The following is a 17,401-nucleotide window of genomic DNA, read 5'->3' as shown; positions in this document are numbered from 1 at the left end:
GCAGCTTCGATCCGATCGACGAAAGGGGAACGCCATGAACATCCAGGATATCATCAACACCGTTTCCTCGAAGGCCGGCCTCGACGAGCCGACCACCGAGAAGGTCGTCGGCACCATCTTTTCCGTGCTCGAGCACGAAGCGGAAGGCACCAGCGTTTCGTCCTTCTTCGCCCAGATCCCCGGCGCCGACGCGCTGGCCCAGAAATATGACGTCATGGCTGCCGGCGCGGCGGCCGGTTCGGGCGGCGGCCTGTTGTCGTCGCTGCAGGGCGCGCTTGGCGGCGTGCTCGGCGAAAAGGCCGGCGCGCTGATCAACGGCGTCGCCGCCCTCAAGGCGTCCGGTCTCGACATGGCGCAAATCCGGCAGGCCGGCGAGACCTTGATCAAGCAGGCCGAAGCCGCCGCCGGTCCCGACCTGACCAACCAGGTGCTGGACCAGGTGCCCAGCCTGCGGGGCCATCTCGGGCTTTGAGGCCCGACGCCTCCCTCACTTGGGCAGCGTGTAGGCCATCACATAGTCGCCCGGCTTGGTGCCGACCGAGCCGTGGCCGCCGGCGACGATGACGACAAACTGGCGGCCGTCGGCCACGGTGTAGGTCATCGGTGTCGACTGCCCGCCCGCCGGCAGCCGCGCCCGCCAGAGCTGCCTGCCGGTGGTGAGGTCGTAGGCGCGCAGATAGTCGTCGACCGCCGCGCTCAGGAAAGCGACGCCGCCCGCCGTGATCATTGGACCGCCTATGCCTGGAACGCCGACCTTGAGCGGCAAGGGCAGTGGCGTCATGTCGTAGACGGTGCCGTTGCGGTGCTTGTAGGCGATGTTTCCCGTCTTGAGATCGACGCCGGCGACATAGCCCCAGGGCGGCGCCTGGCAGGGAATGCCGAGCGGCGACAGGAACGGCCCCATCACCACCGCGTAAGGCGCGCCCTCGTTGCGGTTCAGACCCTGCTCGCTGCCCTTGGTGTTGTCGCCCGGCGGCGGCACGTCCGCGCGCGGAATGAGCTTGGACGTAAAGGCGAGATAGGTCGGCATGCCGAACATCACCTGCCGCACCGGGTCGACCGCGACGCCGCCCCAGTTGAAGACGCCGAAATTGCCGGGATAGATCAGCGAGCCCTGCAGCGAGGGCGGCGTGTAACGTCCCTCATAGCGCAGCTTCTTCAATTCGATCCGGCACGCCAGCTGGTCGAATAGGGTGATGCCCCACATGTCGGCGCCGGTCAGCGGCTTCGGATTGAAGGACAGGTCGGAGGCCGGCTGCGTCGGCGAGGCCTGGTCGCCCTCGATTGCCCCGCCGGGCGCCGGCACTTCCTTCACCGGAATGATCGGCTCGCCGGTGCGCCGGTCGAGCACATAGAGATCGCCCTGCTTGGTCGGCCCGACCAGCGCCGGCACCACGCCGCTCGCTGTGGTGATGTCGACCAGCGACGGCTGCGCCGGCACGTCCATGTCCCACAGATCGTGGTGCACGGTCTGCCGCACCCAGCGCAATTGTCCCGTGTTGAGGTCGAGCGCGGTGATCGAGGAGGAGAATTTCTCGACATTGGCGCTGCGGCCCATGCCGAGCTGGTCCGGCGTCTGGTTGCCCAGTGGCAGATAGAGGAGTCCCAGCTTCTCGTCGGCGCTTGCGGTCGACCACATGTTGGGCGAGTTGTGGGTGTACGTTTGCCCGGCAGGCAGCGGCGTCGTCACATCCGGATTGCCGGAATCCCAGTTCCACAGCAGCGCGCCTGTGTCGACGTCGAAGGCGCGGATGACGCCCGACGGCTCCTCGGTCGAGTAATTGTCGTTGACCGCGCCGCCGACGATGATCTTGCCGCCGACGATCAGCGGCGCCGATGTCGAATAGTAATAGCCCGACTTCGGATAGGGCATGTTGGCCATCAGGTTCAGCGTGCCCCCCTCGGCGAAGGACGGACAGACCTGCCCGTTCGCGGCGTCGAGCGCGATCAGGCGAGCGTCCGACGTCGGCAGATAGACGCGCTGCGCGCATGGTTGGCCGACCGCGATCTTGGCATCGGCATAATAGGACACGCCGCGGCAGGTCTGGTGCTGGCGATTGGGGTCGAGCTTGATCTTCGGATCGTAGCGCCATTTTTCCTTGCCGCTCGCGGCATCGATGGCGATGGCGAAATTATGCGGCGTGCAGATGAAGAGCGCATCGCCCACTTTCAGCGGCGTGACCTGATAGGTCGTCTCGCCGACATCGTCGGGGCCTTTCACGTCGCCGGTGCGGTAGGTCCAGGCCGGCTGCAATTTGGCGACATTGTCCGGCGTGATCTGGTCGAGCGGCGAATAGCGCTGGCCGAAAGGCGTGCGACCGTAGAAGTGCCACTCGCCTGCCTGTATGTCGCCACCGAGGTTGGCAGCCGCCGCCACCTTTTCGGTGCCGAGCGTGCCGCCGATGTCGTGCGGATCGGCGGTCATCGAGTAACCGGCGACGGCAAGCGAGGCGAGCACCGCCAGGATCAGTGGCGCGCGTCCGTCGGGACCGCGCAAGCCGCGCCTTGCCCACGGCGTCAGAAGCCACAGGGCGATGAGCACGATGACGCCGCCGCGCGGACCGAGCTGCCACCAGTCGAAGCCGATTTCCCACACCGCCCAGCACAGAGTGGCGAGCACGAACAGCGCGTAGAGCCAGAGCGAGGTCGACCTGCGCCTGAAGAGCAGCCAGGCGGTGATCAGGAAGACCAGGCCGGCGATCAGGTAGTACCAACTGCCACCCAGCGCGACGAGCCAGATGCCGCCACCGCCGAGAATGAGACCGATGAGGAAGAGGACGAGGGAGGTGATGGTGACAGCCAAGACGGTGCTCCTTCGACTGTTGCCCGCTTCAAGCAATTCCAGGAAAAGCCTGAAGCGGCTTCCAGGCGACGGCGTGCCGTCGCTGCCCTGCCGTTACAGCTTTCCCTTGCCCGCTCCGGCTGTCAAGTTGGTCCGGGACACGCGAAACTAGAACAAAACGTAGACAGTTCTGGTCTTTCGCTGCCGAATCACTACATTCGGGGCGATGTCGGGCTTTTCCGAAGACATGCCTTTTTTCGATGAACCGAATGCGCGGCCCGCGGCGGCCCCGTCCGGCATAGCCGCGCGCGCCATGGCCGCCCGCAGCGGCCAGACCAGCGCGCCCGATTATCTTAAGGGCCTGAACCCGGAGCAGCGTCTTGCCGTCGAGACGACGGAAGGCGCGGTCCTGGTGCTCGCCGGCGCCGGCACGGGCAAGACGCGCGTGCTCACCACCCGCATCGCCCATATCCTCGCCACAGGCAGGGCTTTCCCGTCGCAGATCCTGGCCGTCACCTTCACCAACAAGGCCGCGCGCGAGATGAAGCAGCGCATCGGCCACCTGATCGGTGAAGGCAATGTGGAGGGCATGCCCTGGCTCGGCACCTTCCATTCGATCGGCGTGAAGCTGCTGCGCCGCCACGCCGAGCTTGCCGGGTTGAAGTCGGATTTCACCATCCTCGACACCGACGACGTGGTGCGGCTGATCAAGCAATTGATCCAGGCCGAGGGGCTGGACGACAAGCGCTGGCCGGCCAAGACCTTCGCCCAGATGCTCGACAACTGGAAGAACAAGGGCCTCGGCCCTGACGAGATTGCGGAAGGCGACGCGCGCAGCTTCGGCAACGGCAAGGGTCGCCTGCTCTACAAGGCTTATCAGGAGCGGCTGCAGACGCTGAATTCCTGCGACTTCGGCGACCTGCTCTATCATCCGATCCGCATCTTCCGCGCCTATCCGGACGTGCTGAAGGAATACCACCGCAAGTTCAAATACATATTGGTCGACGAGTATCAGGACACCAACACCGCGCAGTACATGTGGCTGCGGCTCCTGGCACAGCGGCCCCAGGCGGGACGCTCTGCGACTTCCGACTCGGCCGAAGGCCGCAAGCCCGACCGGGCGTCCGAGCCGTTGCGAGGCCACTCCCGCGACGCCGAAGGCGCGCAAAAAAGAGGGGTCGGGCCCGCGCCGGCAGGCGCGGAACAGCCCGTGAGCGTGAATATTTGCTGCGTTGGCGACGACGACCAGTCGATCTATGGCTGGCGCGGCGCCGAGGTCGACAACATCCTGCGCTTCGACAAGGATTTCCCGGGCGCCACCATTATCCGGCTGGAGCGCAACTATCGCTCCACCGCGCATATCCTCGGCGCTGCCTCCCACCTCATCGCCCACAATGAGGGCCGCTTCGGCAAGACGCTGTTCACCGACCGCGACGACCCCGAGGACGACAAGGTGCATGTCCATGCCGCCTGGGACTCGGAGGAAGAGGCGCGTGCTGTCGGCGACGCGATCGAGGCCTACCAGCGGCAGAAGCACAATCTCAACGACATGGCGATCCTGGTGCGCGCGTCCTTCCAGATGCGCGCCTTCGAAGACCGCTTCATCACGCTGGGCTTGAACTATCGCGTCATCGGCGGCCCGCGTTTCTACGAGCGCCTGGAAATCCGCGACGCGCTGGCCTTCTTCCGCGTCGTCGCCAACGGCGGCGACGACCTCGCCTTCGAGCGCATCGTCAACGTGCCGAAGCGCGGCCTCGGCGAAGCCACCATCCGCCAGATCCACGACACGGCGCGCGCGATGCGCATTCCGATGCTGGAGGCCGCCGCGACGCTTGCCGAAAGCGATGAGCTGAAGCCAAAGCCGCGCGCGGCACTCCGCGAGGTCGCGGCCAATTTCGAGCGCTGGCAGAAGGCGCTGGAGACCACGCCGCACACCGAACTCGCAGAGACCATTCTCGAAGAGAGCGGCTACACCGACATGTGGAAGAACGACCGCTCGGCGGAGGCGCCCGGGCGGCTGGAGAACCTGAAAGAGCTGATTCGCTCGATGGAGGAGTATGAATCGCTCCGCTCCTTCCTCGAGCATGTCGCGCTCGTCATGGATGCCGAGCAGAATGCCGAGCAGGACGCGGTCTCGATCATGACGCTGCATTCGGCCAAGGGCCTCGAATTCGAGACCGTGTTCCTCCCCGGCTGGGAGGAAGGCCTCTTTCCGCATCAGCGCGCGCTGGATGAAGGCGGCCGCTCCGGCCTGGAGGAGGAGCGCCGCCTCGCCTATGTGGGCCTGACGCGGGCGAAGAAGAACCTGCACATCTGGTTCGTCTCCAACCGTCAGATCCACGGACTGTGGCAATCAACCATCCCGTCGCGCTTCGTCGACGAGTTGCCGGAAACCCATATCGACATTGCTGAGGGGGGCAATTCCTATGGCGGCTACGGCAACCCCTATGGCGGCGGCGCCTTCGCTTCCGGGCGTGGCGGTGGTCGGCAGAACCCTTACGGCGCCTCGCGTTTCGACAATGTCGGCGCCAAGGACCAAGGCAGCTTCTCCAACACCTATGCGACGCCCGGCTGGCAGCGCGCGCAGGCCAACCGCACCGAGGCGACCGACCGCAACTGGGGCACCCGCTCCGGCCACCAGGTCGAGCGCATCGGCTATGGCGAGACCGACTCAGGCTATGGCGCGGGGCGCACTTCGGTGAAAGGCCGCACAATCGAGGGCGAGCTGGTTGCCAAATCCGTTGCCGACACGCCATCCGCCTTCAATGTCGGCGACCGGGTGTTCCACCAGAAATTCGGCAACGGCAACATCGCCGCCATCGACGGCAACAAGCTCACCATCGACTTCGACAAGGCTGGGCAAAAGCGCGTGCTGGACGGGTTCGTCGCGCCGGTGTGACCCGGCCTCCTCACCTGTACCGTGCCTGGTTCCATTTGTGCCCCAGCAGCGACAGGATGATGATCAGCCCGTTGAAGAACTGCACGTAGAAGCCGCTGAGGCCAGCCGCCACGACGCCGGTCTGGATGAACGACACGGTGACCGCGCCGATCGCGCCGCCGACGACGGTGCCGATGCCGCCCCAGGTCGGCGTGCCGCCGACGAACACCGAGGCGAGCACCGGCAGCAGATAGCCGTCGCCGGCCGTCGGCCACCAGGTGAAGTTGATCATCACCGAGAAGGTGCCGGCGATCGCAGCGCCTATGCCGGTGAAGACGAACACTTTCACCCGCACGAGCTTGACGTCGATGCCCATCTGCTTGGCGCTGTCGGGATTGTCGCCGACCACCTGCACCTGCGCGCCGAAGCGGTGGCGGTTGAAGAGCAGCGCCGAGAACACGACGAAGGCTAAGGCCCAGAAGATCTGCACCGGGATGCCCCAGACCTGGCTGGAGAAGATCTTGTAGGCCCAACTGTCCGCCAGGCTGGTCAGCGCCGTCGACTTGCCCTCGTTGATGATCTGGATCAGGCCGCGCAGCAGGAAATTCATGCCGAGCGTGGCGATCAGCGACGACAGCCCGCCATAGACGACCAGCGAGCCGACCAGGAAGCCGAGCAGCGTGCCGGTGACGAGCGCCGCGGCAATGCCAAGGAATGGATCGTAGCCGGCCTGCACCACCAGCGCGAAGACCCATGAGGCAAAACCCATCGTTGCCGGGAACGACAGGTCGATCTCGCCGCAGGTGACGACGAACACCAGCGGCACCACCACGAACAGCGCGACGGGAAGCGTCGTCAGCACCGAGCTATAGAGATACCAGGTGGTGAACACGGTCGGGTTGGCGAGCATGAACACCGCCATCATGACGATGAAGACGGCAAGTGTGCCCAACGAAGCGCGGTTGTCGAGCACGAAGCCGCGCAGCCAGTGGTTCGACGGATGGCTCCACTCCTTGGCAGCCTGGCCGCTTGTTCTCCTGAGAGGCGTTTGCAGATCGGGTTCCATGGCCTTGCTCATCACGCTCTCTGCTCCGCGCCCTCGTGCAGCCCCGGCAAGCCGCCGGGATGTGCCACGTCTTCCATGAAGTTGATCAGGTCGTCGGCCGACTTCACCTCGTTGCGGTCGGCCGTCAGCGCCACCTTGCCGCGATCGAGCACGACGAAACGGTCGGCGATGTCGAAGACATGGTGGATGTTGTGGCCGATGAAAAGGATCGAGCGGCCGCTCGCCCGCACCTGGCGCACGAAGTGGAACACCTTTGCCGTCTCGGTCAGCGACAGCGCCGTCGTCGGCTCGTCGAGGATGATCAGCTCCGCCTGCTTGTAGATGGCGCGCGCGATCGCCACGCCTTGCCGCTCACCGCCCGAAAGCTGGCCGACGATCGACTGCGGCGTGAACACTTTCGAGGTGAAGCCGATCTCGCGCATCAGCCGGCTTGCCTCCGCGATCTCCTTGTTGACCTTCAGCCAGCCCATGAAGCCGGTGAGCTCGCGGCCCATGAAGATGTTGCGCACGATGGTCTGCTGCACGGCCAGCGCCCGGTCCTGGAACACCGTCTCGATGCCGGCGTCGCGCGAACGCGCGGCGCTCCATCCGGCGACCGGCTTGCCGCGCACGAGGATCTCGCCGCTGGTCGGCTTGACCACGCCGGACAGGATCTTGATCAGCGTCGACTTGCCGGCGCCGTTGTCGCCGATCAGGCCGACCACCTCGCCGCGATCGACGCTGAGGTTGACGCCGCCCAAGGCATAGACCTGGCCGTAGGATTTCTTGATGTCGCGCAGTTCGATGATGCGTTCGCTCATGCGATCCTCGCTTGAATTGCCTGTTATGCCGGCCTCGTCCGCCGGCGGTCCCGCCGGCCGGGTTGGGTCCGGCCGGCGGCCTGGGAGGTCAGCGCAGCGCCTGCTTGGCGAGCTCTGAGACGATCTCGTAGTTCTGCGGCGTGACGAAGCCGGCGCCGGTGTCGACATTCATGGGCGCAAGACCGAGCACGACCTGCTGGCAGAGACTGAGAATCGGCAGGTAGCCCTGCATGAACGGCTGCTGGTCGGCCGTCAGTTGCACCCAGCCGCCCTTGAAGGCTTCGACGATCTGCGGGCTGGTGTCGAAGCCGAAATTGAAGATGTCGCCGGGCTTCCTGCCCGCCGCCTGCATGTAGGTGGCGACATTGCCGAGCATCTGCCCGCCGGGATAGCCGACCGCCTTGACGCCGGGATTGTTGAGCAGCGCCGCAGTGATCGGCGGGATCGCGAGATTGGGATCGGCTGCCCATTCGGTTTGTGAATTGATCTGAACGACATCGACGCCGGCCTCCTTCAGCGCGGCGACCGTCCCACGCTCGCGCGCGCCGCGGCTCTCGTTCTCGAACGGGCCGATCATGATCGCCTTGTCGCCGGCCTTCAGCCCGGCCAGCTTGAACGCCTCGGCGCCGAGCGCGCGCCCCTGCTGCTCCTGCTGCGCGCCGACATAACCGCCGCCGAACGCCGCCACCACGGTCGGCACCGGAACATTCTGGTACATCATCTTGATGCCGTCCTTATGCGCCTGTTCGGCCAGCGGCATGATCGCGGCGTCGCCCGGATGGCCCATCATGGCGATGCCCTGCGGTTTGACGGCGACCGCCTCGCGCAATTGCTGCACCATCTTTTCGACGTCCCAACCGGAAAAGATGTAGTCGACCTTCGGCCCGAGATCGGCCGCTGCCTGCTTGGCGCCATTATAGACGATGGTGCCGAAGGCGTCGCCCTCGGCGCCGCCGACGAAGAAGCGGATGTGGACGTCCTTGCACCATTGGGCGTCAAGCGCCTTTGCCGGCAAGGTGGAAATCGAGGCGCAGAGCGCCGTGGCGGCCGCCACGACGGTCGAGCGCAGAACAGTTCTTCTGGTCGTGATGCTCATGCACGTTCCTCCCTTTTGGTCCCTCGCATCGGAGGGTTTTCAACAGTTGCTCGGATCGGCCGGCTCCTCCCGCCGGCCGGCACTCAAACCGGATTGGGCAGGTAGCTGTTTCCTCCCCGGCATTGCTTGAGATATTCCAGCGCCCGGACCTGCCCGGTGATCTCGAGATCGTTGCGATAGACCGGGTCGTGCCAGCCCTCGATGTCGATGGCGCCCTTGTAGCCGGCCAGCCGCAACTCGCTGATCACGCGCGTCCAGTCGCTGTCGCCGAAGCCCGGCGTGCGCATCTGCACAAAGGGCAGGCGGCCGAACACGCCATGCTCGCGGATGACGTCCCAGCGCACCGTTGCGTCCTTGCCATGAACATGGAAGATGCGCGGCGCCCATTTGCGGATCTGCGGGATCGGATCGATCAGGTAGACGAGCTGGTGGCAGGGCTCCCATTCGAGGCCGAGATTCTCATCCGGCACTTCGTTGAACATCAGCTCCCAGGCATCGGGATTGTGGGCGATGTTCCAGTCGCCGCTCGCCCAGTTGCCGTCCATGGCGCAGTTCTCGAAGGCGATGCGCACGCCCTTATCGGCGGCGCGCCTGGCCAGCGGTCCCCACACCTCACGGAAGCGCGGCAGGCTGTCGGTCAGCTTCTTGCCGCGCAAGCGGCCGGTGAAGCCGCTGACCGTGGAAGCGCCGAACAGATGCGCGTTGTCGATCACCGTCTCCCACGCCGCGAGCACGCCGCGATCGACCTCGCCGTTTTCGAGCGGATTGCCGAACACCCCAATCGACGACACCGTCACATCGGTATCGCCGATCGCCTCCTTGATCTGGCCGGCCAGCCGGGCCAGATTCTTGCCGCCCAGCGTCTGCCAGAAGAAAGGCTGGATGCTCTCGAAGCCAAGCGGCAGGATCTGCCTGACATAGGCGGCCGGATCGTCGAGATTGGCCCGCACCATGGTGCCGATCCTGATATCGAGAAGCGGGTTCGGCATCGTCATCCTTCCTGGGTCGCGATCGCCACGCGCCGTCCGGTCTCCGCGCTTTCGATCGCGCCGAAGACCATGGCGAGGCTTTTGATGTTGTCGGCGCCGCGGGTCTCCGGCTCGGTGCCGCTTTCGATCGCACGCATGAAATCCTGGATGATGCCGAGATGTCCGCCGACGCGGTCGGCCGGGTCGAGCGCCGGCACCTCGATGGCTTGCGTCTTGTCGATGATGCCGTCGCGGCCGGACGCAACCGTCTCCGCCTTCAGCTCGTCATGGCCGTCCCACAAAAGGCTGCCGCGCTCGGCGACGATGCGCCAGCTGCCTTCCCAACTGGTGCGGAAGCCGTCGGCGCACCAGGAGCCGGCATAGGTGAAGACCTTGCCGCCGCCGAGGTCGAAGACGGCGCTGGCCGACGAGCCCTGCCGGTACCAGGAACTGGCCGGCTCCCATTCCTGGCAATAGACGCTGGCCGGCTCGCCGGCGACCATGTAGCGCGCGGCATCGAAGGTGTGGATCGCCATGTCGAGCAGCAGCACGTGCGCCATCTCCTCGCGAAAGCCGCCGAAATGCGGCGCGATGAAGAAGTCGGCATGGATGCTGGTCGGCTTGCCGATGGCGCCGGAATCGAGGAAGCGCCTGATCCGCCGGACATTGGCGACATAGCGCCGGTTCTGGACGACGGCATGCACGCGCCCGGCCTGGCGCGCCGCCGCGATGATGGCCCGCGCATTCTCGGGGCTGTCGGCCAGCGGCTTTTCGGTGAGCAGGTGGCAATGATGGGCAAAGGCCGAAAGCGCGACCTCGCGGCGGGCCGCCGGCACCACGACATCGAACACGGCGTCGGCCTTCGTCTCGTCGAGTACGGCGTCGAGGCTTGTGCCGACGACTGCGTTGGTGAGATCGTATTCGCGCGCCCTCGCCTGCGCCCGCTCGGCATCGAGGTCGACAAGGCCGGCAATGGCGAGCCCGTCGACCTGCCTTGCGGCATCGAGCCACTGCTTGCTCATGGCTCCGCACCCGACCAGGACGACCTTCATCATCCAGCGCTCCTCCTCCGCTCGGCCCCTCCAGCCCGAGTGTCACGGCATTTCCGGCATCACCGTAAACGTTTTTCCGTAAACGTTTACGAGAACACACCCGATGGCGTAGAATGTCAATCACCTGCTCGCGAAAAATCGACATCCACTGCTTGGCCTGAAGGGCGGCCGGTGCTAGCGAGGACAGTGGGGAGAACCGGCCTTGGCGTCCAGCATCCACGATCTCGCGCGTCACCTGAACATTTCGATCGGCACCGTGTCGCGCGCGCTGAACGGCCGCGCCGATGTCAATGCGGAGACGCGCCAGCGCGTGCTCGAGGCAGCCAGGAAGCTGAACTATTCGCCCAACCAGTCGGGCCGCAGCCTGCGTCAGGGCGCCACCCGGTCGATCGCCTTCATGCTGCAACCGCATCCCGGCGACCAGCAATATGGCGAGCCGTTCTTCATCCCGTTCCTGACCGGTCTGCAGGCACAGCTCGCCGAGCACGACCTGGATCTGATGGTCGTCATGGGTGAGCCCGGCCAATATCAGCCGGAGAGGCTGCGCCGCGTGGTTGAGACGCGCCGCGCCGACGCGGTCGTGTTGGCCAATACGCGGCGGGAAGACGATCGGATCGACTATCTCAGCAGGGCCGGCTTTCCCTTCGCCACGCTTGGCCGAAGTCAATCCGGCGGCGACACCTATCCCTCGCTCGATATCGATTTCGAGAGGGCGGGTGAGGAAGCCGTCGACCGGCTGGTCGCGCGCGGCCACCGCCGCATTGCCGCCATCCGCCCTTCGCTCGATCTCAACTTCGGCTACCTGTTCCTCGACGGCTACCGCAAGGCGCTGAGGCGGCATGGCATCGAAGTCGACCCCGGCCTGATCGCCGACGGCTTCATCAACGAGACCGGCGGCTACCAGGTGACGTCGCGCGTAATGCTCTCCAAGGACCAGCCGACAGCCATCATCTTCAACAACGACGCCATGGCGCTCGGCGGCTGCAAGGCGCTGGCCGAAATGGGCATCAGGCCCGGCCACGACATCGCGGTGATCGTCATCGTCGACACGCCGCTCTGCCGCTACTTCTCACCGGCGCTGACCGCCTTCCGACCGTCGCTGGAGCCCATGGGCCGGCGGCTTGCCGAGATGCTGCTGGCGTCGCTTCCCGCCTTCGCTGGTCCTGAGGGCACGCGCATCATCCGCGAAGTCTGGCCGCTGGAGCTGGTCGCGCGAGAGAGCGATTGAGCGCCTTTTCCCACCAGGGGGGAAGGAGAGACCCACCCTGTCATGCAACCATCACGTTCACGTCCTAGACCGCTCGACGGCAAGGGCTGCCCGCATCATCGATGCCGCGCCCTTTTGAGCCAATGGCCGCTCTGCTCGTCACGAAGGGGATATCCATGAAACATCTCAACCGAACCGTCGCGCTCGGCGCGGCGCTTGCCTTGTTCACAGCCATAACGCCCGCGCTCGCCGACGGCGTCGCCTATGTCAACAAGGGGCTTGTCGGCGTCGGCCGCATTCCGGCCAGCCAGAGGGACAAATTCGGCGAGACTTTCGGTTCGGGTTCCGGCATGGCGATCGACACCAAGTCCTGGTCGCGCGACGGCGCAGGCTACAAAGGTTCGCTCTGGCTGCTGCCGGACCGCGGCTACAATGTCGTCGGCACCACCGATTATCGCCCGCGCCTCAACACCATCTCGATCGAACTGACGCCGACCGCTCCCGGCGTCGCCCCCGCCACCGGACGGGAACAGGCCGGCGTCAAGGCGACGCTCGCCGACACCATGCTGTTGACCGACGACAAGGGCGCCGATGCCACCGGCCTCGATCCGCTGAACGGCGTGCGGCCGGCCGCCGGCGACATGCCGATCCTGCCGCAGGCCGACAACGGCAAGCTGGCGCTCGACGACGAGGCGATCGTGCGCCTGCCCGACGGCACCATGTTCATCTCCGACGAGTACGGCCCCAACATCTACCGTTTCTCGGCCGAAGGCGGCTTGATGTCGGCGACACAGCCGCCCGCGGCGCTGGTGCCGATACGCCACGGCAAGCCGAACTTCGCCTCCGACAATCCTGGCCCGGGCGCAGCCGAGCCCGATCCGAAGGATCCCGAGACCGGCCGCCAGAACAACCAGGGCCTCGAAGGCATGTCGATGACGCCGGACGGCAAGTTCCTGATCGCCGTGCTGCAGTCGGCGACCCGTCAGGACGGCGGCGATTCCGGCTCGACGCGCCAGAACACCCGCGCGCTGGTCTATGATGCTTCCGACCTCGCCCGCCTCAAGCTGGCGCATGAATATGTCGTGCCGCTGCCGGTGTTCAAGGACGCCAAGGGCAAGACCAAGGTGGCCGCGCAAAGCGAGATCGTGGCGCTCTCCGACACCAGCTTCCTGATGCTGGCGCGCGACTCGGGCAACGGCCAGGGCGTGAAGGGCGACGAGTCGGTCTATCGCAAGATCAACATTGTCGACCTCTCCGGCGCCACCGATATCGCCAACGGTCCGTTCGACGCGGCCGACAAGCCCGTCGCGCCGAAGGGCGTGGTCGATGCGTCGGTGACGCCGGCGAAGCTGACGCCGTTCATCGACATCAACGACCAGGCCGAGCTCGACCGCTTCGGCCTGCACAATGGCGCGCCGAACGACAGGAACAACCTCTCGGAGAAGTGGGAGGCGATGTCGCTGGCCCCGGTGCTCGATCCAAAACTGCCGGACGATTATTTCCTGTTCGTCGCCAACGACAACGACTTCCTTACCCAGGACGGCTTCCAGGTCGGCGCGCCCTACAAGGCCGAGGATGGCGCCGACGTCGACACCACCTTCCTGGTCTATCAGGTCACGCTGCCCGGCCTTTCCAGCAACACGCAGTAAGTCAGCTGGTCACCTGGCTCGCCCGGAAAAGGGTGCATGTGTCTCGGGCCTGCGATAGCATCGCGGGCCTGACTCATTTCCGGTGCCTGCCATGAACAAAAAGCCTGCCCGCCCGCGCGTCGGCGACCTGACCAGCGGGCCGATCCCGCGCACGCTGCTTTTGTTCGCGTTGCCGGTGCTGGGCTCCAACGTGCTGCAGTCACTCAACGGCTCGATCAACGCGGTCTGGGTCGGCCGCTTCCTCGGCGAGGCGGCGCTCACCGCCACCTCCAACGCCAATCTGGTGCTGTTCCTGATCCTCGGCACGGTCTTCGGCATCGGCATGGCGGCGACCGTCCTGGTGGCGCAATCGGTCGGCGCCCGCGACCTGCCCGAAGCAAAGCGCATCGTCGGCACCAGCGCGACCTTCTTCTTCCTCGTCTCGGTCATATTCGCCGTCTGCGGCTGGATCTGGGTCGGCGCCATCCTCGCCGGGCTCGGCACGCCGGCCGATGCGTTGCCGCTGGCGCGCAGCTATCTGCGCATCATCTTCGTCGCCGTGCCGATGATGAACCTCCTGTCATTCGTCATGACCGTGCTGCGCGGCGCCGGCGACTCGCGAACCCCTTTTGTCTTCATGGCGCTGGCGGTCGTGCTCGACGTTGTGCTCAATCCGCTGCTGATCCGCGGCATCGGCCCCTTCCCCGAGTTGGGCATCGCCGGTTCGGCCACGTCGACGCTGATCGGCCAGACGGTGAGCGTGGCCGCCATGCTGATCGTGCTCTATGTCCGCAAGCACCCGCTGCGGTTGGCCGGCGCCGATCTCGCTCTGCTCAAGCCCGATCCGGCGCTGCTGCGCATCGTCGTCTTCAAGGGCATTCCGATGGGTCTGCAGATGATCGTCATCTCGGCCGCGGCGCTCACCGTGATGGGCATCGTCAACTCCTACGGCTCTCAGGTCGCCGCCGCCTACGGCATTGCCGCCCAACTCTGGACCTATATTCAGATGCCCGCTCTCGCCATCGGCGCCGCGGTCTCCTCGATGGCGGCGCAGAATGTCGGCGCCGGCCGCTGGGATCGCATCGGCAGGGTCGCGGCCTCCGGTGTCGGCTTCAACCTGGTGCTGACCGGCGCGCTGGTTGCGCTGCTCTTCGTCTTCGATCGACCGGTGCTCAGCCTTTTCCTCAGCAACGACAGCGCCGCGATCGACATTGCCGCTCATATCAACAGGGTGGCGTCCTGGTCGTTCATCCTCTTCGGCATCACGATTGTGCTCTTCGCCACGGTGCGCGCCACCGGCGCCGTCATGCCGCCGCTGATCATCCTGATCATCTCGGTGTTGTTCATTCGCACCGGCTTCGCCTATTCCATGCGCAGCGTCATCGGCCAGGAAGCGCTGTGGTGGAGCTTTCCGGCCGGCTCGATCGCCTCGCTCGCGCTCGCCGCGGCGTATTATCGCTTCGGCCGCTGGCGCACGATGCATATGATCGAGGCCCGGCCGGCAGCGGGCGAGCCGCCCGACACCGGCCTCGGCGTGCCGCGCCAGCGTGCCAATCTTGCGCCTGAGACACCGGCCGGTTGAGATCCGCTACCGCGCGTATTTGGCGCCGAAGCCAAGCGCCACCAGCGAGAAGACGATGATCATGCCGGCAAAGGCCAGGCTTGCCACGGTGGCGTTGGCCAGGCTCGACAGGATGCCGATGCCGATCACCGGCAGCGCGTTGCCGCAGAAACAGCAGATGAAGAAGGCCGACACCACTTCGGCACGACGATCTGCCGGCGCGATTTGGTTCACCACTTGCAGGCCGCCGCGATAGCCGAGCGCCGCCGCCGCGCCGCAGACCGCCGTCGCTATGATCATCAGGACCATCGACGCATAGACCTGCGCCGCCACGATCAACGCTGCGGTCGGGATCATCAGCACCAGCGCGGCGAGCATGGTGGAGCGGCTGGTGAGCCATGTGGTGCCGACGATGGTTGCCGCCGCCACGATCGACAGCTCAAAGAAAAGTCCACCTGCCTCGGCGTGATTGGCGACATGCAGCTGCTGCGCCAGGATGCTTGGCGCCAGCGCCGCATAGAAGCCGACCAGCGCCATCGCGCCGAAACCCGTCACCGCCGGCGCGACGAACTGGGCGCGGATCTTCTCGGGCACCGAAAGCCGCGGCCGCAGCGAGACGTCGGAGAAGCGTCCGGGGCTGGAGATCGTTTCGCGCGTTCGCCAGATCAGCAACGTGACCACCGCAAGCAGGACGAGATAGACCGCGAATGTCAGCCTGAGCGGCCACGGCGCATATTGGGCAAGCAGCCCCGAGACCAGAGCGCCGACGCCGAGACCTATGAAATTGGTGCTGGTGGCGATGACGGCGGCGCGCGACTTGTCCTGGCCTTCGATCAATTCGGCAAGCCAGGCGGTGCCGGAGCCTGCGCCGACACCGATGCCAAGACCGCTGAGAATGCGCGCGATGTCGAGCCAGGCGAGATTTTCGGCAAAGAGGAAAAACAGCGCGCTGACCACGGCAACCGCCATCGCGGCGAGCGCGGCGGGACGGCGGCCGACGACATCCGACACCCGGCCGAAAAACAGCAGCGCCGTCAGATTGCCGACGACGTAGATGGCATAAACCAGCGTCAGCGTGATCTGCGAGAAGCCGAAGGCCTGCTTGTAGATCACGTAGAGCGGCGTCAGCGCGGTGCTGCCTGCAAAAAGCGCGGCGATCATGGCGGCGACGGCGGCCTTCGCGGCGTTCCCGCCAAGCTCATTGTCACGCGTCATGGTTTGAGCGTAGCTGGTCATGGCCACCTCCGGGGGTTGCAAGCCCAACGCCTATATAGTGGCGCCGTTCCAGCCACCTAATCCCCTCCTGACAACTCCGGCAGTATGGTCAGGCGCCGCATCCTCTCGTAACGTCTGCCGGCAGCGAGGGAAGAATCATGGGCAAGGGACGGGTCGAGGCATTCACCGATGGCGTCGTCGCCATCATCATCACGATCATGGTGCTGGAGCTGAAAGTGCCGCAGGGCGAGGATTTCTCGGCCCTGGTACCGCTGTGGCCTGTCTTCTTCAGCTATGTGCTGTCCTTCATCAATGTCGGCATTTACTGGAACAATTTGCACAACATGTTCCACACCGTGCAGCGCGTCGACGGGTGGGTGCTGTGGGCCAACCTCAACATGCTGTTCTGGCTGTCACTGATGCCGGTGACGACGGCCTTCATGGGCGAAAACCATTTCGCGCCGGTGCCCGTCGCGGTCTACGGCGTCGACCTGGCGCTCTGCGCCGTCGGCTTCAACATCCTCTCGGCCGCCCTACACCGCCTGCATGACCCGGAAAGTATCTTCGCCAGAGCGTTGGGCAATGACCGCAAGGGAAAGATCTCGTTGGCGCTATACCTCGCGGCCATAGCTTTGACCTTCGTCAACCAGTGGATCGGTGTCGCGATCTATGTGCTGGTAGCCATGATCTGGTTCGTGCCGGACAAGCGCTTCGAGCGGCTGGTCGAGAAATAGCGCTTAACTGCGCATCGCTTTCAGTTTTTCCGCGGCCGAAGCGGCAAGGTCGGCATAGCGCTCTTCCAGCCGTTCCGCCGCCTTGATGATCGGGAAGTCGTGGCCGAACTTCTCCAGCGCCAGCCGCAGCTTCTCGGCGAATTCCGCCTGCTGCTCCAGCGCCGCGAACAGCGTTTTCACCTGCGTCTCGCTGATATCGGGATTGGCGAGCATCTTTGGCACTTCGCGGCCCATCTGGTCACCGTTGACGGTCTGCTCCTTCAGGATTCCGATCCAGTCGGTCAAATGCCGAACTCCTTTTTTCAGGACAACATGCGCGGCAGGCGCCGCGATGGTCAACCCATTACAGAGGAACCGACCTTGCCTCGGCGGCGGCCGGCGTTAAGTTCGGCCGAACCCGAACAAGGATGAAAA

At 65.4% G+C, this 17,401-nt stretch carries 14 protein-coding genes; 6 read left to right on the top strand and 8 right to left on the bottom strand.

The window, feature by feature from the left end:
• Window positions 1-34 precede the first annotated feature (34 nt).
• Window positions 35-472, top strand: coding sequence for a hypothetical protein (locus EN862_RS06055; RefSeq protein WP_127863260.1), 438 nt, complete (start codon window positions 35-37; stop codon window positions 470-472).
• 15 nt (window positions 473-487) lie between these two features.
• Here the strand turns inward: EN862_RS06055 and EN862_RS06050 are convergent, their stop codons facing one another.
• Window positions 488-2,803, bottom strand: a complete 2,316-nt coding sequence (locus tag EN862_RS06050; protein WP_127863259.1) for a glucose/quinate/shikimate family membrane-bound PQQ-dependent dehydrogenase — start codon at window positions 2,801-2,803, stop codon at window positions 488-490.
• A 205-nt stretch (window positions 2,804-3,008) separates the two neighbouring features.
• Between EN862_RS06050 and EN862_RS06045 the strand changes: the two genes are divergently transcribed.
• Window positions 3,009-5,681: a UvrD-helicase domain-containing protein gene (locus EN862_RS06045; protein WP_127863258.1), complete on the top strand. Its 2,673-nt coding sequence runs from the start codon at window positions 3,009-3,011 to the stop codon at window positions 5,679-5,681.
• Window positions 5,682-5,691: 10 nt separating this feature from the next.
• Here the strand turns inward: EN862_RS06045 and EN862_RS06040 are convergent, their stop codons facing one another.
• The 5 genes from EN862_RS06040 to EN862_RS06020 all read right to left on the bottom strand — a co-directional run bounded on the left by EN862_RS06040 (window position 5,692) and on the right by EN862_RS06020 (window position 10,645).
• Window positions 5,692-6,738 carry an ABC transporter permease gene (locus EN862_RS06040; RefSeq protein ID WP_127863257.1) on the bottom strand — a complete coding sequence of 349 codons (1,047 nt, stop codon included), beginning with the start codon at window positions 6,736-6,738 and terminating at the stop codon, window positions 5,692-5,694.
• The gene (locus tag EN862_RS06035) at window positions 6,738-7,526 is read right to left on the bottom strand and encodes an ATP-binding cassette domain-containing protein (RefSeq protein WP_127863256.1); all 789 of its coding nucleotides are present in this window, start codon (window positions 7,524-7,526) and stop codon (window positions 6,738-6,740) included. Before EN862_RS06035 ends, EN862_RS06040 begins: the two co-directional genes overlap by 1 nt.
• A gap of 88 nt (window positions 7,527-7,614) precedes the next feature.
• Window positions 7,615-8,622, bottom strand: coding sequence for a substrate-binding domain-containing protein (locus EN862_RS06030; RefSeq protein ID WP_126060124.1), 1,008 nt, complete (start codon window positions 8,620-8,622; stop codon window positions 7,615-7,617).
• An 83-nt stretch (window positions 8,623-8,705) separates the two neighbouring features.
• Window positions 8,706-9,611, bottom strand: coding sequence for a sugar phosphate isomerase/epimerase (locus EN862_RS06025; RefSeq protein WP_189400923.1), 906 nt, complete (start codon window positions 9,609-9,611; stop codon window positions 8,706-8,708).
• Between the two features lie 2 nt (window positions 9,612-9,613).
• Window positions 9,614-10,645: a Gfo/Idh/MocA family oxidoreductase gene (locus EN862_RS06020; RefSeq protein WP_127863254.1), complete on the bottom strand. Its 1,032-nt coding sequence runs from the start codon at window positions 10,643-10,645 to the stop codon at window positions 9,614-9,616.
• 199 nt (window positions 10,646-10,844) lie between these two features.
• On the opposite strand from EN862_RS06020, the gene EN862_RS06015 reads away from it, so the two are divergent.
• The 3 genes from EN862_RS06015 to EN862_RS06005 all read left to right on the top strand — a co-directional run bounded on the left by EN862_RS06015 (window position 10,845) and on the right by EN862_RS06005 (window position 15,059).
• Window positions 10,845-11,870, top strand: a complete 1,026-nt coding sequence (locus EN862_RS06015; protein WP_127863253.1) for a LacI family DNA-binding transcriptional regulator — start codon at window positions 10,845-10,847, stop codon at window positions 11,868-11,870.
• Between the two features lie 155 nt (window positions 11,871-12,025).
• The gene (locus tag EN862_RS06010; RefSeq protein WP_127863252.1) at window positions 12,026-13,498 is read left to right on the top strand and encodes an esterase-like activity of phytase family protein; all 1,473 of its coding nucleotides are present in this window, start codon (window positions 12,026-12,028) and stop codon (window positions 13,496-13,498) included.
• A gap of 91 nt (window positions 13,499-13,589) precedes the next feature.
• Window positions 13,590-15,059, top strand: a complete 1,470-nt coding sequence (locus EN862_RS06005) for an MATE family efflux transporter (RefSeq protein WP_127863251.1) — start codon at window positions 13,590-13,592, stop codon at window positions 15,057-15,059.
• A gap of 6 nt (window positions 15,060-15,065) precedes the next feature.
• On the opposite strand, the gene EN862_RS06000 is transcribed toward EN862_RS06005, so the two are convergent.
• Window positions 15,066-16,274 carry an MFS transporter gene (locus EN862_RS06000; protein WP_127863250.1) on the bottom strand — a complete coding sequence of 403 codons (1,209 nt, stop codon included), beginning with the start codon at window positions 16,272-16,274 and terminating at the stop codon, window positions 15,066-15,068.
• Between the two features lie 137 nt (window positions 16,275-16,411).
• On the opposite strand from EN862_RS06000, the gene EN862_RS05995 reads away from it, so the two are divergent.
• A complete protein-coding gene (locus EN862_RS05995; RefSeq protein ID WP_127863249.1) occupies window positions 16,412-16,987 on the top strand; it encodes a TMEM175 family protein in 576 nt (191 codons plus the stop codon).
• A 3-nt stretch (window positions 16,988-16,990) separates the two neighbouring features.
• Here the strand turns inward: EN862_RS05995 and EN862_RS05990 are convergent, their stop codons facing one another.
• Complete coding sequence (locus tag EN862_RS05990; RefSeq protein WP_127863248.1) at window positions 16,991-17,272, bottom strand: hypothetical protein; 282 nt, start codon at window positions 17,270-17,272, stop codon at window positions 16,991-16,993.
• Window positions 17,273-17,401 lie beyond the last annotated feature (129 nt).

Origin of the sequence: Mesorhizobium sp. M2E.F.Ca.ET.219.01.1.1 (genome assembly GCF_004016445.2) — a bacterium.
Lineage (GTDB): Bacteria > Pseudomonadota > Alphaproteobacteria > Rhizobiales > Rhizobiaceae > Mesorhizobium.
This window is presented reverse-complemented; position numbering and strand designations above follow the sequence as displayed.